Source organism: Polaromonas sp. CG_9.5 (assembly GCF_035984465.1).
GTDB lineage: Bacteria > Pseudomonadota > Gammaproteobacteria > Burkholderiales > Burkholderiaceae_C > Polaromonas.
The window spans coordinates 1-22,831 of sequence record NZ_JAXCHR010000023.1 but is presented as its reverse complement, the minus strand read 5'-3'; the positions used below and the strand labels follow the sequence as shown (position 1 = coordinate 22,831).

Genomic DNA, 22,831 nt, shown 5'->3' with positions numbered 1-22,831 from the left:
GGCAAAGTCCTGTCATCTAATGAACAAGGGGGTCTGGATGAGTGAATTTCATAACGGCACATGGCTTTGGGGCGTGCCGCTGGTCTATGCGCTGGCTTGCCTGCCTATCGCTTGCAGCGCCAAAATTTTGCGCGCATGGGCCATCGCTGAAGGTGCCGCACTGGTGGCGCTGGGGGTAGCGCTGGCGGGTGTTGTGCAGCAAGCCTTCAGCCACTTAAACGCCGACCGGCTGGGGCTGGTCATGCTGGTGCTGGTCAGCTTGCTGGGTTGGGTCGTGATCCGTTATTCGAGGCGCTATCTGAACGGTGAGGCGGGGCAAAAGCGCTACATGCTGGCCATGCTGCTGACTTTGGCATCGATTGGCGTGGTGGTGGTCACGCACAACCTGGGCGTACTGGTGCTGGCCTGGATCGCCAGCAGTGTGGCGCTGCACTATTTGCTGACTTTTTACCGCGACCGTCCTGCGGCGCTGGTGGTGGCGCATAAAAAATTCATTGTCAGCCGCCTGGCCGAGGTGTGCCTGCTGGTGGCGTTGGTGCTGATTTACCGGGCAACCGGCACGCTCGGATTTCAAGGCATCGCTGAGCAGGTGTTGGTGGCCCCGGCGCTGTCTGTGGCCCTCAATACCGCCATGGTCTTGATGGTGCTGGCGGTCATTCTCAAATCAGCCCAGTTGCCGGTGCATGGCTGGCTGATTCAGGTCATGGAAGCGCCCACGCCGGTGTCGGCTCTGCTGCATGCGGGCATTGTCAATCTGGGCGGCTTTTTGCTGATCCGCCTGGCTGTGTTGCTTTCGGCTTCCCCGACCGCACAAGCCGTACTGGTCGTGGTGGGCAGCCTGAGTGCGGTGCTGGCCGGTCTGGTGATGATGACGCGCATCAGCATCAAGGTGCGCCTAGCGTGGTCTACCTGCGCGCAAATGGGCTTCATGCTGGTGGAATGCGGCCTGGGTCTGTATGAACTGGCGTTTTTGCATCTGGTGGCGCATTCGCTTTACAAGGCGTATGCCTTTCTGTCTGCCGGCGAAGCCGTGCTGGAAACCCGCCGGAATGCGTTTTTCCCGCCCGAAGTCAAATGCACTTCTGCAATGGGTGTGCTGGTGCGTCTGCTTTGCGTGCCACTCGCCATCGCGCTGCTGATGGGGAGCGTTGCCGTGTGGCAAACAGGCTTGCCTGGCTTGGCCATTGCGCCTGTGGCGCTGTTTATCGTGGGGCTGGGTCTGGCGCCCTTGTTGTGGCGCATTGATGGCGGACTCATGGGTACGGTGCGCGGCGTGATGGCTATTTTGGTGCTGGCGCAGCTCTACATTGCAGGCCACTTGGTTTTTGGCGCTTTGGTGCCCGCTGCGGTAATGCCTGCAGCGTTGCCGTTGACGCTCTGGGCCGGGTTTTGCCTGGCCGCGCTGTATGCCATGCAAGTGGGGTTGCTGGCTTTTCCGGGCAGCAAGTTCGCCCAGGCTTTTTATCCCTGGGCCTACGCCGGGTTTTACCTGGACGAGCGTTTTACCCGGCTGACGTTCCGGCTCTGGCCGGTGTCCTTGCCCGCAGTTTCACCTCGGGCGCTTCATTCAACTTCTGTTTTGCTGGGCGAAAAATCATGAACGCTGTCTCTTCCACGCTCTTGCCTGTCGACGCATCGGTTGAAGTGGCGGTAGAGGCGGCCTGCCGCCTGATTGCACCCACCTGGCCTTTGGACCGCTTTATTGCCGTCAATCCTTATTGGGGCTGGGTTGACCGCCCGATAGAAGAGGCGGCCGAGCAGCTGGCGCACCTTGGCGGCAGCCAGATGCACATGCCGCATGCGTTCTACCGCGACGCCTTTAAAAATCAGGCTTTCCAGACGGCGCATTTGGCGCAGGCCATGCAGGAAGCGGGCGTGCCGGGCAATGCGCAGGACGTGGTCAATGCGCTCGACCACGAAGCGCCGGTGTCCCCTGCGTTGCCGTTGCTGTCCGACTTGCTGGATGCCCAGCGCCAGTTAACGCGCGAACCTGCCTGGCGCGTCACCATCACGCACCAGATCAGCCAGTTTTGCGCCGCTTATTTTGATGCAGAGCAGGCAGACTGGCATCCGGCGCAAAACCATGGTCTCTATGGCGGCTGGCACCACGCCATTGCGCACGACCACGGCATTGCGCTGCTGATGCGCGCACCTGGCGTGTTGCCACGTGCGCACGCACTGCCGGCTGATGCGCGCGAGGCCATCGTGTTTGTGCTGGATCAATTGGCCGTGCCTGTGGACGGACTGGAAAATTTCCTGTGCGCTGTGTTGCAGCGCATCAACGGCTGGGCTTCGTGGTGCGCCTACCTGCGCTGGCAGGCGCGCCTGGAAGGCGGTGACGACAGCCAGATTGTGGAATTGCTGGCGATCCGGCTGTGCTGGGAATATTTGCTCGACGATGGCTTGCGCGGCGAGTCATCGCTCTGGCTGCGTTGGCAAAACGCGCTGGGCCAATCCGCCCTGGCCGCTGACAACCACGCCGGCAGCGCACCAGACACCCACGCCTTGCTGCAGCGCGCACTCGAAATCGCCTACCAGCAGCCGCTGGCCGCAGCCCTGGCGCAGCAGCCTGCTGCTTCAGCTGCGCCCGCCTTGGCTGTGCAGGCGGTGTTTTGTATCGATGTGCGGTCAGAAATTTTTCGCCGCGCATTTGAAAGTGTTTCGCCCGACGTGCAGACCCTGGGGTTCGCCGGTTTCTTTGGCTTGCCTATTTCCTATACCCCGCTGGGCACGACCGCTACGCGCCCACAACTGCCGGGCTTGTTGGTCCCCACGATGTGCGTGACTGAAGCCTGCGCCAGCCCAGCGCAGGACGCGGCGCTGGTCAAGGAACGGCAGGCCGGTTTTGCCGCCAAACAAGCCTGGCAGCCGTTTCAGCGCCTGCCAGGCTCGGCCTTTACGCTGGTGGAATCGATGGGGTTGGGTTACCTGGGCAAGCTCGTCAAGCGCAGCCTGCCCTCCAGTAGCGCTGCGCCGCCTGCCGACCACGACGGCCTGGGCGCGCGCAACGAAGCGCGGCCTGCGCTGGTGGCACGCGCTGGAGAAACGCTTGCGCAGCGCGTGTCTCTGGCCGAAGGCGTGCTCAAGGCGATGGGTCTGCGCACAGGTTTTGCGCGCATCGTGCTGCTCGCCGGCCACGGCAGCCAAAGCGCCAACAACCCGCATGCGGCGGGCCTGGACTGCGGCGCGTGTTGCGGCCAGACGGGCGAAGTCAATGCCCGCGCTTTGGCGGCGCTGCTCAACGACACGACGGTGCGCCAGGCACTGGCTGCGCGCCAGCTGGTGGTTCCCGCTACCACCCATTTTCTGGCCGGGTTGCACAACACCACCACCGATGAAATGCAGATTTTTGACACCGATCTGGTTCCTGCCAGCCATGCAGACGACCTGGCGCGCCTGCGCCAGACGCTGCTGGCGGCCGGTGCAAAAACACGTGCCGAGCGCGCGCCTTTGCTGGGCTTGGTTGATCTGTGCGGCCAGCCGGATGCCTTGCTCCAGAGTGTGAAAAAAAGGGCCAACGACTGGGCCCAGACGCGGCCCGAGTGGGGGCTGACCAATAACGCCGCCTTCATCGTGGCGCCGCGCGCCCGTTCCCAAGGGGTCAATTTGGCGGGCCGGTCTTTTCTGCACGACTACAACTGGCAAAACGACACCGACGGCAGCCTTCTTGAACTCATCATGACCGCGCCGATGGTGGTGACGCACTGGATCAACATGCAGTACTTTGCGTCCACCGTCGACAACGCGCGTTACGGCAGTGGCAACAAGCTGCTGCATAACGTGGTGGGCGGCCATATTGGCGTGTTTGAAGGCAACGGGGGCGACTTGCGCATTGGCCTGCCGCTGCAGTCTCTGCATGACGGCCAGAAATGGATGCACACGCCGCTGCGCCTGTCGGTTTTCATTGAAGCACCGCGCGACAGCATTGAGGCTGTCATGCAAAAGCATGCCACCGTGCGCCAGCTGGTAGACCACCACTGGCTGTATCTGTTTCGCATCGACCCGCACACCAGCGCCGTCGAAGCCTGGCTTGAAAACCGCTGGCAAATCTGGGCAGAAGCCGGTTCAGCGTCCACGTTGTGAAAGAAAACCCCGTGCATCCATTTATAGAAGCGCGCAGCCTGTACCAGGGCCGGCAGGCCGTGCTGCTGACCCAGCATGGCAAGGAAGCCATCATCGGGCCTGTTTTTCAGGCCGCCACAGGCTGCGATGTGGTGCGCGTCAGTGGCTTTGACACCGACCAGCTTGGCACGTTCACGCGCGATATTCCCCGCCTTGGCTCGCAGCTGGAAACCGCACTGAAAAAAGCGCGTACCGGCATGCAACTGACCGGCGCGCGGCTCGGTCTGGCCAGCGAAGGCGCTTTCGTGGCCGACCCCTACACCGGCATGATTCCGTGGAATGTCGAGCTGGTGGTGTTCATTGACGACGACAAGGGGCTGGAGCTGGCCGGTATGGCGCAGGGGTCGGCACAAAGCGACCACCGCATCGTCAGCAGCTGGCGCGAAGTGGCCGCTTTTGCCGAAGAGGCGCAATTTCCGTCGCACCATCTGGTCGTCATGCTGGATGACAAAAACGGTGCACGCAGTTGCAAAGGCCTGCGTGACTGGACGGCGTTGCAAACGGCCTATGACCAAGCCGCCCGTCTGTCGCCCGATGGTCGTGTGGTGGTTGAAAACGACCTGCGTGCGTTTTGCAACCCGACGCGCCAGAAAATAATTGCCGCCGCAACCGAAAATCTGGTGCAAAAGCTCTGTTCATTGTGTCCGGTATGCGCTGCGTCCGGCTACTGGATGACCCGCATGATCAGCGGCTTGCCATGCGCTGCCTGCGCAAGTCCCACGCGCCAGCCTCGGGCTGATATCTGGTCTTGCTGGCAGTGCCGCCACAGCGAAGAAAAACCCCGGCCTGGCGCGGTGCTGGCCGATCCTGCACGCTGCGACCGCTGCAATCCTTGAGGAAGGTCGCCGGGCTGGCGCTCAAATCCAGCCATACCCGCCCAGCAAAGCGCCCGCACCCAGCAGCCACAGCAAGTGGATTTTGGTGCGCCACACCATCACGGCGGTGACGGCTGTCACCAGCCACACCGGCCAGTCTTTCCATGAACTGCCGTTGGCGCTGGCCAGAATCCAGCCGGTGGCGATGAGCAGGGCGACGACGATGGGTGCCATGCCTTGCTTGAAGGCGCGCACCGCCGGCAAGTCGCGGTTGCGGTAGCCCCATTGGGCGGCGGCGTAAGTCAGCACCGTGCTGGGAATCAGGATGCCCGTCAGCGCCAGCACCACGCCAAGCAGACCGGTCAGCATGCCGCCGGCATTCAGGCCGACATTCCAGCCGAGCAGGGCGACGAACAACACGTTCGGGCCGGGCGCGGCTTGCGCAATAGCAATCGAGGCATTGAACTGTGCGTCGGTCAGCCAGTGCTGCTGATCGACCAGAAAGCGGTGCATGTCGGGCGCCGTGGTAATCGCCCCGCCTATCGACAGCAAAGAAAGCGTCAGGTAATGCAGAAACAGGTTGACCCAGTCGTGCAGACCGAACACCAGCGTGAGCGGCTCATTCATGGCTTGATCTTTTGGTAGGCCGTGGTGCAGGCCACGCTGCCCAGGCCAAGCAGCACATAAATCAAAGGCCAGCGCAGCAGCGCAATGGCGACAAAGCACGCCACGCCAAAAGCGATGCATAAGCGCAGGCCCAGCACATTGTTCAGCAGCGCGCCAAACAGTTTCAGGCCGGTGGCCGCAATCAGTCCGGCCGCTACCGCGCCCATGCCGCGCAGCGCGCCCGCTACGCCGGGGTGGTCAGCAAACTGGGCATAGACCAGCGCCAGCAGCAACACCAGGATCAGCGGCACGGTCAGCATGCCCGCCAGCGCCGCCAGCGCGCCCTTCAGGCCAAAGTAACGCCCGCCAATCATCAATGAAAGATTCACGACATTCGGCCCCGGCATGATTTGCGCCACCGCCCAGTCCTCAATGAATTCGTCGCGCGTCATCCAGCGCTTTTTCTCGACCAGTTCGCGTTGCACGATGGCCAGCACGCCGCCAAAACCCTGCAGCGCCAGCAGCGTGAAGGAAACGAACAGGTCGCTCAAGGACTGGGGTTGCGGGTGATCTTGTTGCGGCAGCAAAGGCATGCGCAAATTATCGCTGCTGGCGTGAAAAATGAAGACGCAAGAATGCCGAAAACGGCGCTGGGCGTATCAAAAATAATAGCTGCTTGCGCCCGTGCAGCCTGCGCCAGAGGCCTAAAACACTTAAAAACCAGCGCAAAGAGAAACGCAGCGCTTGCCGGGCACGCCATTCACGATCTCTGCCATCGTGTATTGCGGCTGGCAGGCACTTAGCCAGTGCCGCCAACCGTGGCGTCAGCCTTGGCGCATCAAACCGTCATGCCGCCCGACACCTCAATCACTGCGCCATTGATATAGCTGGCTTCGTCGCTCGCCAAAAATGCGTAAACGTTGGCGATTTCTTCCGGCTTGCCGAGTCGTTTGAGCGGCACGCGGGTTTCCATTTCCTTCAGCACGTCTTGTGGAATCGTGTCCAGAATCGGCGTGGCCACAAAGCCAGGTGCCACAGCGTTGACGCGGATTCCTTTGGGGCCGAGTTCGCGGCTCCAGGTTTTGGTAAAACCGATGACGCCGAATTTGGTAGCGGCGTAGTTGGTCTGGCCGAAGTTCCCGTAAATGCCGACCACCGAACTGGCATTCAAAATTACGCCCTGGCCCTGCGCAATCATGGTGTCTGCTACCGCTTGCGCGCAATGGAAAACGCCGCGCAGGTTGACATCAATCACCCGGTCAAACTGCTCCAGCGTCATCTTGACCAGCCGCGCATCCTGCGTGATGCCGGCGTTGTTGACCAATACGTCGATGCGGCCAAATTCGGCTTTGACCTTGGCAACCACCTCATCGACTAGGGCGCGCTGCGTCACGTCCATCACATGCCCCACGGCTTGCGCGCCCAGCGCCTTGCATTGGCTGACGGCCTCGTCAATGGCCGCGGGATGAATGTCGCAGACGATGACGATGGCGCCTTCTTTGGCAAATTTGAGAGCCGTGGCCAGGCCGATGCCCTGCGCTGCGCCGGTGATGAGGCTTACCTTGTTCTGGAGTCTGGTCATGGAGGTGTCTTTTTAGAGGTGAAGAAAACAGGAAATCAATAAACCGGCTGATGCTGGCGTATGGTTTCTTTCACCGCATCGCTCAGCGCAAAGCCGGTGCCAAATTTTGCCGCCAGTGCCTCACAGCGCGTGCTGAACGCCTCCAGACCCATGCCGTAGATGAACTGCATCGCGCCGCCCGTCCAGGCCGGAAAACCAATGCCGAAGATCGAGCCAATATTGGCTTCCGCCACGCTGCCGAGCACGCCTTCATTTAAACAGCGCGCGGTTTCAACGGCCTGACGGTAGAGCAGGCGGTCTTTCAGCTCGGTGATGTTCCAAAGGGTTTGCGGCTGTTCAAACAGCGGCTTGAGTTGAGGCCAGAGGGATTTTTTGCCGCCTTTTTCAAGCGGATAGTCATAAAACCCGCCGCCTGCCGCGCGGCCGCTGCGCCTGAATTCTTTCACCATGCGCTCGACCAGCAATTCGCCCGGCGTGGCGGGGTAGGTCTTGCCTTCTGCGGCAAAGTCAGCCCGCGTCTGGTTCAGCACATGCACGCTGAGGGACAGCGCGGTTTCATCGAGCACCGCCAGCGGCCCGACCGGCATGCCCGCCTGGATGCCGGCGTTTTCGATGGCGGCAGCCGGAATGCCTTCGCCCAGCATGGCCGCGCCTTCCATGACAAACGTGCCAAAGGTGCGGCTGGTGTAAAAACCGCGCGCATCATTGACCAAAATCGGGATTTTTCCGAGCGCCTGTACATAGTCATAAGCGCGCGCCACGGTTTCATCATCGGTTTGCGGGCCGCGAATGATCTCGACCAGCTTCATCTTGTGAACCGGACTGAAGAAATGAATACCGATGAACTTCTCGGGCCGGGCGCTGGCCGTGGCCAGGCTGCTGATGGGCAGGGTGGATGTGTTGGTGGCAAAAAAGCCGCCAGGTGTTAGAAAAGGTTCGGTTTCCTGCGTGACCTGCGCTTTGAGCGCGCGGCTTTCAAACACGGCTTCGATGATGAGGTCGCAATCGGCCAAATCTGCCGGCTGCACCGACGCCGTGATGCGCGCCAGCAAGGCGGTCTGCTCGTCCAGTGTCATCACACCTTTGTCAACGCGCTGCTGGCTGATTTTGGCGCTCATGGCCTTGCCTGCGTCAGCCTTGTCCTGGCTTACATCCTTGAGCACGGTCGTAATTCCTTTGCTGGCCTGCGCGTAGGCAATTCCTGCGCCCATCATGCCCGCGCCCAGAATGCCGACCTTTTGCGGCCTGTAACGCGCAATGTTCGGCGGGCGCGACTGCCCGGACTTGAGGGCGTTCAGGTTGAAAAAGAAGGTGTTGACCATGGCCTTGGCAACCGGCGTCAGCGCCACTTGGGCCATGTAGCGGCTTTCAATGCGCAGCGCGGTGTCGAAGTCCACCTGCGCGCCTTCGACCATCGCCGCCAGCGCGGCCTCCGGGGCCGGGTACAGGCCGCGCGTGGTTTTTTTCAGCACGGCGGGCGCGACGCTCAGCGCGCCTGCCAGTTTGGGGTCGTTGGGTGTGCCGCCGGGCATGCGGTAGTTTTTGCCGTCCCACGGGTGATGGGCCGGCGCGGCTGAACTGTCATGGGTGGCAATCCAGGCCAGCGCGGCAGGGCGCAGGCCCTGCGCATCGGGCACCAGCGCCTGCACCAGCCCCAGGCTCAGCGCCTCGCGCGGGTCAAACAGCCGGCCTTCCAGAATGTAGGGCTGTGCGCCCAGCAGGCCCAGCAAACGCGTCATTTTGGTGATGCCCGAGGCAGCGGGAATCAGGCCCAGCGTGACTTCGGGCAGACCGAAACGGATTTTCGGGTCATCCACGGCCACGCGGTAATGGCCCACCAGCGCCACTTCCCAGCCGCCGCCCAGCGCTGCGCCATTGAGGCAGCTGACCACCGGCTTGCCCAGCGTTTCCAGCGTGCGGAAGTTCTTTTTCATCCGCTCGATATCGGCAAACAGCCTGGGCCCATCAGAGGGTTGGCTGCGCATCAGCGCCTTGAGGTTGGCACCGGCAAAAAAAGTGCTTTTGGCCGACGCCAGAATAATGCCGCGAATGGCGTCTTTTTGCTGGACGATGCGCGCCGTGACTTCGTCCAGATCGTCCTGCCACTGCTGGCTCATGGTGTTGACAGGGGCGTCGGGCGCGTCAAAGGTGACGGTAGCAATGCCGTCCTGCAATGCGTACTGGATGGTTTTCATGCTTCAGATTCTTTCCACAATAGTTGCAATGCCCATGCCGCCGCCCACACACAGTGTGGCCATGCCGTAGCGCAGCTGACGCCGGTGCAGCTCGTCAATCAGCGTGCCCAGAATCATGGCGCCGGTGGCGCCCAGCGGATGGCCCATGGCAATCGCGCCGCCGTTCACATTCACCTTGTCATGCGGCACTTTCATTTCCTTCATGAAACGCATCACCACGGCGGCAAAGGCTTCGTTGACTTCAAACAGGTCGATCTGGTCAATGCTCAAACCGGCCTTGGCCAGTGCCTTGCGGGCCGCCGGCATGGGGCCGGTGAGCATGATGGTCGGGTCGGCGCCGCTCAGGGCTGCGGCCACAATGCGGGCCCGGGGCGTCAGCCGGTGCGCCTTGCCAGCGGCTTCCGAGCCCACCAGCACCGCTGCTGCGCCATCGACAATGCCCGACGAGTTGCCGGCATGGTGCACATGGTGAATGCGCTCGACCTGCGGGTAGCGCTGCAGGGCCACGCTGTCAAAGCCCATCGCGCCCAACGGCGCGAATGCGGGTTTGAGCGATGCCAGGCCTTCGAGCGTGGTGTGGGGCTTGATGAATTCGTCATGGTCCAGAATCGTCTGGCCGATCTGGTCTGTGACCGGAACCAGCGAGCCGGAAAAATACCCGGCCGCCTGCGCAGCCGCAGCGCGGCGCTGGCTTTCCAGCGCATAGGCATCCACATCGGCGCGGCTGAAGCCTTCCAGTGTGGCAATCAGGTCAGCGCCTATGCCCTGCGGCACAAACAGCGTCGCGTTGCTGGTTTCCGGGTCTTGCGCCCACGCCCCGCCGTCAGCGCCCAGCGGCACCCGGCTCATGCTTTCCACGCCGCCGGCCACCACCAGGTCTTCCCAGCCGGAGCGCACTTTTTGCGCCGCCATGTTGACGGCTTCCAGACCAGAGGCACAAAAACGGTTGATCTGCACGCCCGACGCGCGAAAGTCCCAGCCGGCTTTGAGTGCTGCCACTTTCGCAATCACTGCGCCCTGGTCGCCCACTGGCGACACCACGCCCATCACCACATCATCGACCGCCGCCGTGTCAAAGCCGTTGCGGCGCTGCAGTTCGGTGAGTACACCGGCCAGCAGGTTGACGGGCTTGACCTCGTACAGGCTGCCGTCTTTTTTGCCTTTGCCACGGGGCGTGCGAATGGCGTCGTAGATGAATGCTTCGGTCATGCGGGCTTTCCTCAAAAAATATCGGGAACGAAAAAACAGGGCTGTGGCAGTATATTCATTTCACCAAGCAGCTGATTTTTATAAATAGCTGCAGCCACTTCCCAACTTCAAGGTAACACCATGATCGAACGCAGCCTTTTTACGCCAGAGCATGACGCCTTTCGCGACGCCTTTCGCCGTTTCATGGACAAGGAAATCGCTCCGTTTCACGCCGCCTGGGAAGATCAAGGCTATGTCGACCGCGCCGTCTGGCGCAAAGCCGGCGACAACGGCTTTTTGTGCATGACGATGCCCGAAGCCTATGGCGGCGCAGGCGCGGACAAGCTGTATTCGGTGGTGCAGATGGAGGAACTGGCGCGCGGCGGATTTACCGGCCTGGGGTACGGGCTGCACAGCGAAATCGTCGCGCCTTATATCCTGCACTACGGCACCGAAGCGCAAAAACAAAATTACCTGCCCCGCCTCGCCAGCGGCGAAATGATTGGTGCCATTGCCATGAGCGAGCCTGCGGCGGGCTCTGATTTGCAAGGCATCAAGGCGACAGCCCTTCAGCAACCTGACGGCAGTTATTTGCTCAACGGCAGCAAGACCTTCATCACCAATGGCTGGCATGCCGACCTGGTCATCGTGGTGGCCAAGACCCACCCCGCTGCCGGCGCCAAAGGCACCAGCCTGTTGCTGGTGGAGCGCGGCATGGCGGGTTTTGAAGTTGGCAAGCGGCTCAAAAAGCTGGGGCTGAAGGCGCAGGACACGTCCGAGCTGTTTTTCAACGATGTACATGTGCCTGCGGCTCATCTGCTGGGCGGTGCGGCCCAGGAAAACAAAGGCTTTGTCTGTCTGATGGAGCAATTGCCGTGGGAGCGCCTGCAAATCGCCATCACCGCTGTCGCTTCGGCGCAGGCTGCGATTGACTGGACGCTGGCGTATGTCAAGGATCGCCAGGTGTTTGGCCAGCCGGTGGCCAGTTTCCAGAACACGCGCTACACATTGGCCGCTTTGCAGACCGAAGTGCAGGTGGCGCGCGTGTTTGTGGATAAATGCATTGAGCTGGTCATCGGCGGGCAACTCGACACCGCCACGGCCAGCATGGCGAAATACTGGTGCAGCGACCTGCAATGCAAGGTGATGGATGAATGCGTGCAGCTTTTTGGCGGCTACGGCTATATGTGGGACTACCCGATCACCCGCGCCTATGCCGATGCCCGCGTGCAGCGCATTTATGGCGGCACCAACGAAATCATGAAAGAGGTGATCTCGCGGGCGATGGGGCTGACAGGCAAGTAGCACCCGATTCAGTCATCCGCATACGCTTGCCTGACTCCGGCGCTTCTACTCCTTGCTGACAGTATTGAGGTGCGTCAATTGGCTGAAATTGGCCTTGCCCGTTTTTTGAATAAGCACCCCCAACACAGCCGACATCCAGGCAAGTGCCGGGCATTGACTTGCACTTGAATACTGGCGGCACAAACACAAAGTAGCTTTTCTCCATCAACCCAACCACTCGCGTGGCAACCTACCTTCAAGCACCATGACCCCCTCACTCAAGATTGATTTTGTTTCTGATATTTCCTGCCCCTGGTGCGTCATCGGCCTCAAGTCGCTGGAGCAGGCGCTGGAGCGCGTGGCTGGCGACATGACGGCTACGCTGCATTTCCAGCCTTTTGAACTCAATCCGCAAATGCCCCTCGAAGGCCAGGAAATTACCGAGCACATCACTGAAAAGTACGGCATCACGCCCGCCCAAGCCGATGCCAACCGCGAAAACATTCGCCTGCGCGGTGAAAGTGTCGGTTTTACCTTTAGCAAGGCGGACCAGCGCGGTGGTGGCCGCAGCCGCATCTACAACACCTTTGATGCGCACCGCCTGCTGCACTGGGCGGGGCTTGAGGGCGCAGAGCAACAAAAGGCGCTGAAAGAGGCGCTGTTCAAGGCCTATTTCACCGAGGGGCAAAGTCCGGCTTCCCATGAGGTGCTGGCGCGCGTGGCCGGTGAAGTCGGCCTGGATGCAGCGCAGGCCCGTGAGGTTCTGGCATCAGACGATTACGCCGACGAAGTGCGCGAGCGTGAAGCGTTCTACCAGAGTCAGGGAATTCATTCCGTGCCCGCCGTCGTCATCAATGACCGTCACCTGATCTCCGGTGGCCAGCCCGCCGAGGTGTTTGAGCAAGCGCTGCGCCAGATCGCGGCGGCGGGCTGATGAGCGGGGACAGCGTTCGGAAAAATAGTTTTCTGAGGCACTGCCAGCTTCATAAGCGCTACAAAATAAATAGCTGCTTGCACCCGTACTGATTGCGCAAGAGGCCTATTTCATTAAATTTTTGTAAGTAATTTCCGGCTGTACGCCTTGGGTGTTCAAGCCGGCTTTGTCTGGAGTGGCTGCGCGATTTTCTCCTACAGCGCTGCCTGTGCTTGCCTGACCGTGCGGGGGTGAGATTCAGGCGACCATGAGGCTGCGCGCTGAGCACAAAGGCTGTCAAAGGCTCCTTGTCATTCCAGCAACGCAACTTTGCGCTTCAGCATCCAAGCAGCATTCAACTTAAAGGAACTTCCCATGTCCGAAGAAAAATCATTGAATCTTGACCCTATTACTGATGCGCCTGGCGCGCATCCGGTCGGTACGGGGCTGGGTGCCGCCATGGGTGGCGCTGCAGCCGGTGCTGCCGCCGGGGCTTTGGGCGGCCCCGTTGGCGCATTGGCCGGTGCCGTGGTGGGCGCCGTAGCGGGCGGCTTGGGTGGCAAGGCCGTCGCCGAGTCTGTCAACCCGACTGCCGAAGAAGCTTACTGGCGCGAAAACTACGAAAGCGAGCCGTATTACGAAGCGGGCCGCACCTATGACGACTACGCACCGGCGTACCGCTTGGGCCTGCATGGCCGCACCCGTTACGAAGGCGAGTTTGACGAGGTCGAAAGCCGCCTGGCTTCCGACTGGGAAAGCGGCCGCGAAAGTTCAACGCTGCCTTGGCAAAAAGCCCGCTCCGCCAGCCGCGCAGCCTGGGATCGCGTGGCGCACCAGACCGGCAGCTATGGCGGAATGCAGGGCACATCAGCCAACACCCTGAGCCAGAGCAACAACATGACTGCCGACAACGACGAGGTGATTGACATCCTCAACGAACTGCTCGAATCGTGCCGCGACGGCGAATATGGCTTCATGACGTCAGCCGAACATGCCACCTCGGCAGACCTGAAAGCGACGCTGCTGCGCCACTCCGACGAATGCCGTACGTCAGGTCTGGAGCTGCAAACGCTGATCCGTCAGCTGGGCGGTGAGCCCGATGAAGGCGGCTCAGTGAGCGGCGCGCTGCACCGGGGCTGGGTGTCCGTTCGTGGCACCCTGAGCGGCTACAGCGACGAAGCCATGCTTGATGAATGCGAACGCGGCGAAGACAGCGCAGTCGCCCGCTACCGCAAGGCCCTGAAAGAAAACCTGCCATCCGCCATTCGCGGTGTGGTGGAGCGTCAGTCGCAAGGCGCGCAGCGCAACCATGACCAGGTCAAAGCCATGCGTGACGCGCTGAAAATGAACCGCTAAGCGCTGTATTGAGTTGAGTTGAGTTTTTTGCGGGCTCCCTTTGGGAGTGCCGCAAGCCGGGGACAGTAGTCAATACTGTCCCTTTTTTTTGCCGCTGGTTAATTGGGCAGTTTGCTGCCGCAGTCGACCTGCGCATCAAACTGCCGGCCTTGCCCGGAGTAATCGCTGTCGGTGACCTTGCAGCCTGAAGCTTGTTCTACGGCCATCCGCAAGGCCGCTGTACTGGCGGGCGTGGACGCCAAGGGTTTGCTGCTTGCGCTGCGGGCCGTCCAGGTGCTATCGGTGATTTGCGTGAGCAGGTGGGTTTCACCATTGACGCTGACTTTGTGCGTGACCGCCTGATTAGGCAAGGGCATCAGTGCGCAAGCGCCCAAGCTGGCGCTGGCAACGATCAGCAAGAATTTCAAACCGTGATTCATGCAAAATTTTCTGAATTGGTGCGGCCAGCAAGCGGGCTGAAAGCCAGCATTACGGGAACAGGCTGGCTGGCCGTTTTTTCGGCTTTGGGCTCGGGTGCTTTAGGGCGCGGCGAGGGCAGTTTGGCATCCGAACAACCCGACAGGAGTGCGGCTGCAAGTAAAAGCGGCGTGACCAGATAAGGCAGTTTCATGAAGCTCTCCTGTCGCAGACCTACTGCGCAGGCAAATCATAGAGGCGATTTGCCGCCACGCCAGCGCTTGCCATCCAGTCGCGGTCAAGGCCTACAAGCCGCCCGCTCCGTCAATGTCTTGGGTTTGTAGGAGAAAAGCGCAACTTCAGCGCCTGGCTGGCGCAACGCACACCAATGCGGCTTAACCGGTTTATCCTGTCTGTGCGCGGCCCTGTAGCGCTTTGTCGGGTTCATGTTGCCCAAAGCGGCATAGGCCAAAGAAGAGGTTTGTTGATGATTTTTAAACCCAAATTAAAGGTCGTCAAAACCGCTGCCAAGCCACCCTTGCGGTTACTGGCAGCCTGTGCTTTTTCAAACACGACAGACTCATCAGGGCCGGAACGCTTTTTCAACTTACCAGGAGAGTTTCATGACAACACGTCGCCAAGCCACCCGCTATTCACTCACAGCCCTTGCCCTGGTGGCTGCAGCCGCTTTTTCCGGTTGCTCCATGATGAAACCAGATTCGTCTGCCAATATGGTCGCCTTTTCCACGCAGCTGCGCGGTGCCAATGAAGTTCCCGCCAATACCAGCGGCGGTCTAGGCACGGTTGATGCCGTGTTGAACAAGAACACCAATTTGCTGCGCTGGAAGGTCAACTACAGCGGCTTGACCGGCCCGGCCACGATGGCGCACTTTCATGGCCCGGCCGCGATGGGCGCCAATGCAGGCGTTGTTGTGCCCTGGTCCTCTCCTGTCATGAGCCCGATGGAAGGCAGCGCGACGCTGACCGCCGCGCAGATGGCCGATCTGATGGCCGGTCGCTGGTATGCCAACATTCACACCGCAGCCCATCCCGGCGGCGAAGTGCGCGGGCAAATGATCATGCGCAACTGAGCTTCTCACTGACGGGCAAGGTGCTACAAATTAAATAGCTGCTGACGCCCGTCAGCCGTGCGCAAGCGCCGGTTTTTGCTGTAAATCCTGCTTCGGTTGCATGACTTTCGCTCGTGGGCTGGTACAAAACTCCAGCGCCCGGACTGGGACAGCACCGAGACAAACCCTTGAAAAGCCGGCATACACACATGACCGGTGTGGGGCTGGCGACAAGCACTATTGCCTGCCCACCCGCCATCGGTTTTCTGTGCCCTTAACACCATGGCACAAACCACGCCTTTCAAAAAAATCCAGTCGGCTCAAGAACTGACGCCTCAGGCACGCGTGCGCCAGCAATAGGCCACTTGGCCAATCTGCTGGCTTGACGACCACGGCCATCTTCAACACGGCAGCCTGAAAATTTTAGCGAGTAGAGTTCTGCCATGAACACCACCACTTTGGCTTACCAATCAGGCTTTGGCAATGAATTTGCCAGCGAAGCCGTTGCCGGCGCTTTGCCCCAGGGGCGCAACAGTCCCCAGCGAGCGCCGCATGCGCTCTACACCGAACTGCTGTCGGGCACCGCCTTCACTGCGCCGCGCGCGGACAACCGCCGCGTCTGGATGTACCGGCGCCAGCCGTCCGCCGTGGCCGGCCACTACCATCCTTACGCCCAGCCTTTATGGACTACCGGCGCGGCAGGCGGCGTGGTCGCGCCGCCAAACCCGTTGCGCTGGAATCCGTTCGAGATTCCGGACGAGCCACTCGATTTTGTCGATGGCTTGCGTACCTTGGTAGCCAATGGCAACGCCGATGCGCAAACCGGCATGGCCACGCATGTCTATCTGGCCACGCAGTCGATGCACCAGTGCGCCCTAGTCAATGCCGACGGCGAAATGCTGCTGGTGCCGCAGCAGGGACGGCTGGTGTTGACGACCGAACTCGGCATCTTGACGCTCAGCCCCGGCGAAGTGGCCGTGGTGCCGCGCGGCATGGCTTTCAGCGTGGCACTGCTGGACGGCCCGTCGCGCGGCTATGTTTGCGAAAACTACGGCGCGCATTTCCGGCTGCCCGAACTCGGGCCGATTGGCTCCAACGGCCTGGCTAATGCGCGCGATTTCCGTGTGCCCACGGCTGCTTTTGATGACGCACCCGCGCCCGGCACGGGCTACGACATCATCAAGAAATATGGCGGGCAATTGTGGGTGGCCCGCCAAGCCTTCAGCCCGTTCAATGTGGTCGCCTGGCATGGCAATCTGGTGCCGTACAAATACGACACCGCCGACTTTATGACCATCGGCTCCATCAGTTACGACCATCCTGACCCGTCGATTTTCACGGTGCTGACTTCGCCATCCGACACGCCCGGCACAGCCAACTGCGATTTCGTGATTTTTCCGCCGCGCTGGCTGGTGGCTGAAAACACGTTTCGTCCGCCCTGGTATCACCGCAACCTCATGAGCGAGTTCATGGGGCTGGTGTACGGCGAATACGACGCCAAGCCCGAAGGCTTCAAGCCCGGCGGCGCGTCGCTGCACAATTCCATGGTGCCGCACGGGCCGGACGCAGAAGTCTTTGAAAAAGCCAGCAATGCCCAACTGGCGCCGCAAAAGCTCGACAACACACTCGCCTTCATGTTTGAAAGCCGTTATCGCTTTGTGCCCACCGCCTTTGCCCTGCAAGGCGGAGCACTCGACAGCGCTTACGCCCATTGCTGGCAAGGCCTGAAAGACAATTTCACAGGAAAACAAGCATGAGCGCTGCCACTTTGCCCACAGATACGCTGGATTTCACCCACGACGCCACGCTGCGCGCGTGGCTGGCGTCTGCCAACACGCTAGAGACTGATTTCCCCATCCAGAATTTGCCGCTGGGAATGTTCCGCCGCGCTGGCAGCCAGGAAAATTTTCGGCCCGGCGTGGCGATTGGCGACCAGATTGTTGACCTGCTGGCGGCCTGCGACGCGGGCGCGCTGCCGCTCGCCGTGGCAGTGTCGCTGGCCGGCTGCGCGCACGGCGAACTTAACGCCTTCATGGCGCAGGGCCGCGCCGCCCGTGTTGCGTTGCGCCACGCCTTGTCGCACAGCCTGCGCGAAGGCAGCGACCATCAAGCGGCCCTGCAGCCCGCGTTGGTGGCGCAAGCCGAAGCCGAATACGCCGTGCCGTGCCGCATTGGCGACTACACCGATTTCTACACCGGCATTCACCATGCCACCACCGTCGGCAAGCTGTTCCGGCCCGACAACCCGCTGTTGCCCAACTACAAATGGGTGCCGATTGGCTACCACGGCCGGGCCTCGTCGATAGGCGTGAGCGGCCAGCAGTTTGTGCGCCCACGCGGCCAGACCAAAGGGCCCAACGACGACGTGCCGGTGTTGCACCCCACGCAGCGGCTCGATTACGAACTTGAACTGGGCGTGTTCGTGGGGCAGGGCAATGCGCTGGGCGACCCGATTCCGATGGCGCAGGCCGAAGACCACGCCTTTGGCCTGGTGCTGCTGAACGACTGGTCGGCGCGCGACTTCCAAGCCTGGGAATACCAGCCGCTCGGGCCGTTTCTGGCCAAAAACTTCGCCAGTACGATTTCGCCATGGATCGTGACGATGGAGGCGCTGGCCCCGTTTCGCGCCCCGTTTATGCGCGAAGCCGGCGATCCGTCACCGCTGCCGTATCTGGATTCGGACAGCAACCGCCAGCAAGGCGGTCTGGATATTGGCCTCGAAGTGCTGATCCAGACCCAGGCCATGCGCGCGGCGGGTTTGCCGCCAGAGCGCCTGTCGCAGTCCAGCTACCGCGATGCCTACTGGACTGTGGCCCAGATGATCACGCACCATACGGTCAACGGATGTAATCTACAAGCTGGTGATTTGCTGGGTTCCGGCACCCAGTCGGGCAAAAAGCCGGAGCAAGCCGGCTCGCTGCTGGAACTGTCAGCCGGCGGAAAAATCCCGCTGACTCTGGCCAATGGCGAAACGCGCACCTTTGTGCAAGACGGCGATTCCATCATCTTGCGCGCCCACTGCCAGCGCAGCGGTTTCAGAAGCATTGGTTTTGGTGACTGCCAGGGTCAGGTGCTTGAAGCCAAAGCTTGAGAATAGGTGGCCTTGGTCAAGGCGGTACAAGGTCACCTACGGATTTGCCGAATTTTTGCGTTGGCGCCGTCCAGGCGGCCAGCAACATCCGGCATCCTCCGTTAATATCACCGGCTTCGCCGCACCCAGTCTTGACGACAGGGTGAGTGGCTAATACTATTTTTGGAATTACAGGCATGTCAGCACAGGAATTGGACCAGCAACTGGCGCAGTTCAGATCGTCTTTTGAGGTCGGTGGACTTCATGGCGCCCTCGGTTTTCTGAATTCGCGGACTTGTTACCGCTACACCGCGATTTACCGGCTGGACGGCCAGATGATGCGCAATATTCATTTGTACGACCGGCTTGGCGAAAACCCCACCCATCTTTCTGAAATTCCCCTGGGTGACAGCTTTTGTCAGTTTGTCATGAAAGACAGCGGCTTTCACACGGCCAACTCCGGGGAAGATAAACGGCTTTTTGACCATGCTTACCGCGGCATCGTGAATTCCTATTTCGGCCTGCCGCTGTCACGCAAGCCAGGCACGATTTATGGCACTTTGTGCCATTTTGATTTTGAGCCGATGGCTATTTCAGAGGACGAAATTCCACTGCTCGAAGCCGTAAGCGCCGAGTTGATGGCGCACTTGGACTGACTTGGCAGGCAAAGGTCAGGCAAGGGCGCGCTGATGCGTCTGATGCGCCCTGACCTGAAATACTACTTTTTTAATAGCAGCTGGCGCATGCCGTACGTGCGCCAGCGGCCTGTTTGGCTCATAAACGGGTGTTCAGTGCCTTGCCGGGGCATCTCAAGCGTCTTCCGAACTGGAAATACCCATGAAAACCCAAGCGCAAGTTTGCGCTCGGGTGCCGCGATGGCGTTAAAACCTTAAAATCGCGGGTTAACCCAAAATCGCAGACGTCGCCATTCGGCCGTTTTTGCGGTTTCATCAAGATCGCCTCCATGAACGCCCCCCTCGACGTCTCCTTTTTCGCACGCGCCGCCAAGCCGTTGAACAGTTACCGCAAATACTGGGCCGCCCGCTTTGGCACGGCCAAATTTTTGCCCACCAGTCGCGCTGAAATGGATGCACTCGGCTGGGACAGCTGCGATATCGTGCTGGTGACGGGCGACGCGTATGTCGATCACCCGAGTTTCGGCATGGCGGTAATTGGCCGGGTGCTGGAAGCGCAGGGTTTTCGCGTCGGCATCATTGCCCAGCCCGACTGGCAGAGCGCCGAACCCTTCAAGGCGCTGGGCAAGCCCAACCTGTTCTGGGGCGTGACTGCCGGCAACATGGACTCGATGATCAACCGCTACACAGCGGACCGAAAAATCCGCAGCGACGACGCCTACACGCCGGGCGACATCGGCGGCAAGCGCCCTGACCGCGCCGCCATTGTCTATAGCCAGCGCTGCCGCGAAGCCTATAAAGACGTGCCCATCGTGCTGGGCGGCATCGAAGGCAGCCTGCGCCGCATTGCGCACTACGACTACTGGAGCGACAAAGTGCGCCGCTCCATCGTCGTCGATGCCAAGAGCGACTTGCTGCTCTACGGCAACGCCGAACGCGCGCTGGTCGAAATTGCCCACCGCCTGGCCGCCAAAGAGCCGGTTCAGCACATCACCGACGTGCGCGGCACGGCTTTTGTGCGCCGTCAAGACGACGAGACGGGCAAAGGCTGGTTCGAGATTGATTCCACGCAGGTGGACGAGCCGGGCCGGGTCGAGGCGCACATCAACCCCTACATGACCACCAGCGAACAGGCGGCCGGGCAGGGCGCCACTTGCGCGAAAGAAGATGGCGAGAAATCTGCTACGGATAACGTAGCTGAAAACGCCCTGCCAGCAAGCGCCACAGGTCAATCAGGCTTGAAAAAAGAGGCCAATCCGTCCATCAAGCCGCTGACCTTTATGCCCAACCCCGCGCTCTATGGCCGGGGTAATCTGAAGGTGCCACCGCGCGATCGCACCGTGATTCGTCTGCCCAGTTATGAGCAGATCAAGGCCGATCCGGTTCTCTACGCCCACGCCAACCGCGTGCTGCATCTGGAAACCAATCCCGGCAACGCGCGCGCGCTGGTGCAGGCGCATGGCGAAGGCGTCACCGCCCGCGATGTCTGGATCACACCGCCGCCGATCCCGCTGACCACGGCCGAAATGGACTATGTGTTCGACCTGCCGTATGCACGCGGCCCGCACCCGAGCTACGCCGACGACAAAGGCCGTCACGACGGCGCGACCAAAATCCCGGCCTGGGAAATGATCCGGTTTTCGATCAACATCATGCGCGGCTGCTTTGGGGGTTGCACTTTTTGCTCCATCACCGAGCATGAAGGCCGCATCATCCAGAGCCGCTCCGAAGACTCGGTGATCCGCGAGATTGAAGACATTCGCGACAAGGTGGATGGCTTCACCGGCACGATTTCCGACCTGGGTGGCCCGACCGCCAATATGTACCGGCTGGGTTGCAAAAGCCCGGAAATCGAAGCCGCCTGCCGCAAGCCGAGCTGCGTCTATCCCGGCATTTGCCAGAACCTGACGACCGACCACGCGCCGCTCATCAAAATCTACAAACGCGGCCGCGCGCTCAAAGGCGTCAAGAAAATCCTGATCAGCTCGGGCCTGCGTTACGACCTGGCCGTGCAAAGCCCCGAGTACGTCAAGGAACTGGTGCAGCACCACGTCGGCGGCTACCTGAAAATTGCCCCCGAACACACCGAAGCCGGCCCGCTCACCAAGATGATGAAGCCCGGCATCGGCAACTATGACAAGTTCAAGACGCTGTTTGAAAAGTTCAGCCTGGAAGCCGGCAAAAAGCAGTTTTTGATCCCGTACTTCATCGCCGCCCATCCAGGCACCAGCGACGAAGACATGATGAACCTGGCGATCTGGCTGAAGAAAAACGGTTTTCGCGCCGACCAGGTGCAAACCTTCTACCCCAGCCCGATGGCGACAGCCACGGCGATGTACCACAGCAACAAGAACCCGCTGCGCCGCATCACCCGCGACAGCGAAACCGTGGACATCGTGCGCGGCGACAAGCGCCGCCGCCTGCACAAGGCGTTTTTGCGCTACCACGACGCCAACAACTGGCCGCTGCTGCGCGAGGCACTGAAAACGATGGGCCGCGCCGACCTGATCGGCAACGGCAAGCACCACCTGATTCCGACCTTCCAGCCGATGACCGACGGCACCTACACCAGCGCGCGCCGGAAAAACTCGACGGCTTCTGTGACCCCGGCTGCGCCTGTCAAGGGCCGCATGCTGACGCAGCACACCGGCTTGCCGCCGCGCGACAACGGTTCGGGAAAGATATCGGGCAAACTGCTGCGCAAACCGCGCTGATTGAGCGGTTGCGCTGTGGCGCGGCGGCCCGGAAGGGCCGAGGTGCCAATTGGGCATGGTTTTTTGGGGGCGTAGTGTGTCTGGCTTGAAACCGTCATGGTTTAAAGTGCTCGGCTTGCGGTATTTACTACGACAACTACAAGAAGCAAGCCCATGCCAGATTCCGTCATGACTCCAAAGCAGCAACAGGCCTACGACAAGGCTTTAGAGAAAATCAACGCCTGCATTCGAGAAAAAGGCACGAATCTTAAATTAGATAAGCTTGGGTTGACACGTCTGCCGCCAGAGATTGGCCAGCTCACAGCGCTGACCGCGCTTAACGTCAGTGAAAACCAATTGAGCAGCCTGCCGCCAGAGATTAGCCAACTCACGGCGCTGACTTTGCTTGATATCAGCGACAACCAATTGAGCAGCCTGCCGCCAGAGATTAGCCAGCTCACGGCGCTGACTTTGCTTGATATCAGCGACAACCAACTGAGCAGCCTGCAGCCAGAGATTGGCCAGCTCACAGCACTGAAATTTCTTGATCTCAGTGGAAACCAACTGAGCAGCCTGCAGCCAGAGATTGGCCAGCTTACGGCACTGACTTTGCTTAGTGTCAGCAGAAACCAACTGAGTAGTCTGCCGCCAGAGATTGACCAGCTCAGGGCACTGAAAAAGCTTTACGTTAACGGAAACCAATTGAGAATTCTGCCGCCAGAGATTGGTCAGCTCGCTGCACTGACTGAACCGCCCCGAGTTTCGTAGAGGCCCGTTGGGTTAAGTCAGACCGATATAAAGGCCTGACTAGCTAGTTGCCGATAGTAATTTTCTTCAGCTTCGGCAGGGGGAATGTATCCGATGGGCTCCAGCAGCCGGTGGTGGTTAAACCATGACACCCATTCC

The 22,831-nt window shown here is 60.6% G+C and carries 20 protein-coding genes; 12 read left to right on the top strand and 8 right to left on the bottom strand.

The genetic code is table 11. The features are described 5' to 3' along the window. Positions 1–37: 37 nt before the first annotated feature. The 3 genes from RCH06_RS15015 to RCH06_RS15005 are packed head-to-tail and all read left to right on the top strand — an operon-like array spanning position 38 to position 4,958. Entirely contained in the window at positions 38–1,600 is a 1,563-nt protein-coding gene (locus RCH06_RS15015) for an NADH-quinone oxidoreductase subunit L (protein ID WP_327082273.1), read from the top strand. Then, entirely contained in the window at positions 1,597–4,083 is a 2,487-nt protein-coding gene (locus RCH06_RS15010) for a YbcC family protein (RefSeq protein WP_327082272.1), read from the top strand. The genes RCH06_RS15015 and RCH06_RS15010 overlap by 4 nt, the downstream gene beginning before the upstream one ends. Further along, on the top strand, positions 4,080–4,958 hold the full coding sequence (locus RCH06_RS15005; protein ID WP_327082271.1) for a DUF6671 family protein: 879 nt from the start codon (positions 4,080–4,082) through the stop codon (positions 4,956–4,958). The genes RCH06_RS15010 and RCH06_RS15005 overlap by 4 nt, the downstream gene beginning before the upstream one ends. A 21-nt stretch (positions 4,959–4,979) precedes the next feature. Here the strand turns inward: RCH06_RS15005 and RCH06_RS15000 are convergent, their stop codons facing one another. The 5 genes from RCH06_RS15000 to RCH06_RS14980 form a co-directional block, all read right to left on the bottom strand. After that, positions 4,980–5,564, bottom strand: coding sequence for a chromate transporter (locus RCH06_RS15000; RefSeq protein ID WP_327082270.1), 585 nt, complete (start codon positions 5,562–5,564; stop codon positions 4,980–4,982). Then, positions 5,561–6,136, bottom strand: coding sequence for a chromate transporter (locus RCH06_RS14995; protein ID WP_327082269.1), 576 nt, complete (start codon positions 6,134–6,136; stop codon positions 5,561–5,563). The genes RCH06_RS15000 and RCH06_RS14995 overlap by 4 nt, the downstream gene beginning before the upstream one ends. 245 nt (positions 6,137–6,381) lie before the next feature. After that, on the bottom strand, positions 6,382–7,125 hold the full coding sequence (gene fabG, locus RCH06_RS14990) for a 3-oxoacyl-[acyl-carrier-protein] reductase (RefSeq protein WP_327082268.1): 744 nt from the start codon (positions 7,123–7,125) through the stop codon (positions 6,382–6,384). A 35-nt stretch (positions 7,126–7,160) separates the two neighbouring features. Further along, entirely contained in the window at positions 7,161–9,320 is a 2,160-nt protein-coding gene (locus tag RCH06_RS14985; RefSeq protein ID WP_327082267.1) for a 3-hydroxyacyl-CoA dehydrogenase NAD-binding domain-containing protein, read from the bottom strand. A 3-nt stretch (positions 9,321–9,323) separates the two neighbouring features. Further along, complete coding sequence (locus RCH06_RS14980; protein WP_327082266.1) at positions 9,324–10,529, bottom strand: acetyl-CoA C-acetyltransferase; 1,206 nt, start codon at positions 10,527–10,529, stop codon at positions 9,324–9,326. A 120-nt stretch (positions 10,530–10,649) separates the two neighbouring features. Here RCH06_RS14980 and RCH06_RS14975 point away from each other — a divergent pair, with 120 nt between their 5' ends. The 3 genes from RCH06_RS14975 (at position 10,650) to RCH06_RS14965 (ending at position 14,061) form a co-directional block, all read left to right on the top strand. Then, the gene (locus RCH06_RS14975) at positions 10,650–11,813 is read left to right on the top strand and encodes an acyl-CoA dehydrogenase family protein (protein ID WP_327082265.1); all 1,164 of its coding nucleotides are present in this window, start codon (positions 10,650–10,652) and stop codon (positions 11,811–11,813) included. A gap of 244 nt (positions 11,814–12,057) precedes the next feature. Beyond that, positions 12,058–12,726, top strand: coding sequence for a DsbA family oxidoreductase (locus RCH06_RS14970; protein WP_327082264.1), 669 nt, complete (start codon positions 12,058–12,060; stop codon positions 12,724–12,726). 354 nt (positions 12,727–13,080) lie between these two features. Continuing rightward, positions 13,081–14,061 (top strand): ferritin-like domain-containing protein, encoded by a 981-nt coding sequence (locus RCH06_RS14965; protein WP_327082263.1) that lies wholly within the window; start codon positions 13,081–13,083, stop codon positions 14,059–14,061. A 98-nt stretch (positions 14,062–14,159) separates the two neighbouring features. Here the strand turns inward: RCH06_RS14965 and RCH06_RS14960 are convergent, their stop codons facing one another. From RCH06_RS14960 to RCH06_RS14950, 3 genes are all read right to left on the bottom strand, one after another. Continuing rightward, on the bottom strand, positions 14,160–14,480 hold the full coding sequence (locus tag RCH06_RS14960) for a hypothetical protein (RefSeq protein WP_327082262.1): 321 nt from the start codon (positions 14,478–14,480) through the stop codon (positions 14,160–14,162). Further along, entirely contained in the window at positions 14,477–14,671 is a 195-nt protein-coding gene (locus tag RCH06_RS14955) for a hypothetical protein (RefSeq protein WP_327082261.1), read from the bottom strand. The genes RCH06_RS14960 and RCH06_RS14955 overlap by 4 nt, the downstream gene beginning before the upstream one ends. 230 nt (positions 14,672–14,901) lie before the next feature. Beyond that, positions 14,902–15,030, bottom strand: coding sequence for a hypothetical protein (locus RCH06_RS14950; RefSeq protein ID WP_327082260.1), 129 nt, complete (start codon positions 15,028–15,030; stop codon positions 14,902–14,904). A 50-nt stretch (positions 15,031–15,080) separates the two neighbouring features. On the opposite strand from RCH06_RS14950, the gene RCH06_RS14945 reads away from it, so the two are divergent. From RCH06_RS14945 to RCH06_RS14920, 6 genes are all read left to right on the top strand, one after another. Next, on the top strand, positions 15,081–15,548 hold the full coding sequence (locus RCH06_RS14945) for a CHRD domain-containing protein (protein WP_327082259.1): 468 nt from the start codon (positions 15,081–15,083) through the stop codon (positions 15,546–15,548). Between the two features lie 422 nt (positions 15,549–15,970). After that, positions 15,971–17,284: a homogentisate 1,2-dioxygenase gene (gene hmgA, locus RCH06_RS14940; protein ID WP_327082258.1), complete on the top strand. Its 1,314-nt coding sequence runs from the start codon at positions 15,971–15,973 to the stop codon at positions 17,282–17,284. After that, a complete protein-coding gene (gene fahA, locus RCH06_RS14935) occupies positions 17,281–18,618 on the top strand; it encodes a fumarylacetoacetase (protein ID WP_327082257.1) in 1,338 nt (445 codons plus the stop codon). The genes hmgA and fahA overlap by 4 nt, the downstream gene beginning before the upstream one ends. Before the next feature lie 176 nt (positions 18,619–18,794). Next, the gene (locus RCH06_RS14930; protein WP_327082256.1) at positions 18,795–19,253 is read left to right on the top strand and encodes a GAF domain-containing protein; all 459 of its coding nucleotides are present in this window, start codon (positions 18,795–18,797) and stop codon (positions 19,251–19,253) included. Positions 19,254–19,561: 308 nt separating this feature from the next. Further along, positions 19,562–21,946: a YgiQ family radical SAM protein gene (locus RCH06_RS14925; protein ID WP_327082255.1), complete on the top strand. Its 2,385-nt coding sequence runs from the start codon at positions 19,562–19,564 to the stop codon at positions 21,944–21,946. 153 nt (positions 21,947–22,099) lie between these two features. Beyond that, positions 22,100–22,693, top strand: coding sequence for a leucine-rich repeat domain-containing protein (locus RCH06_RS14920; RefSeq protein WP_327082254.1), 594 nt, complete (start codon positions 22,100–22,102; stop codon positions 22,691–22,693). Positions 22,694–22,831: the final 138 nt, after the last annotated feature.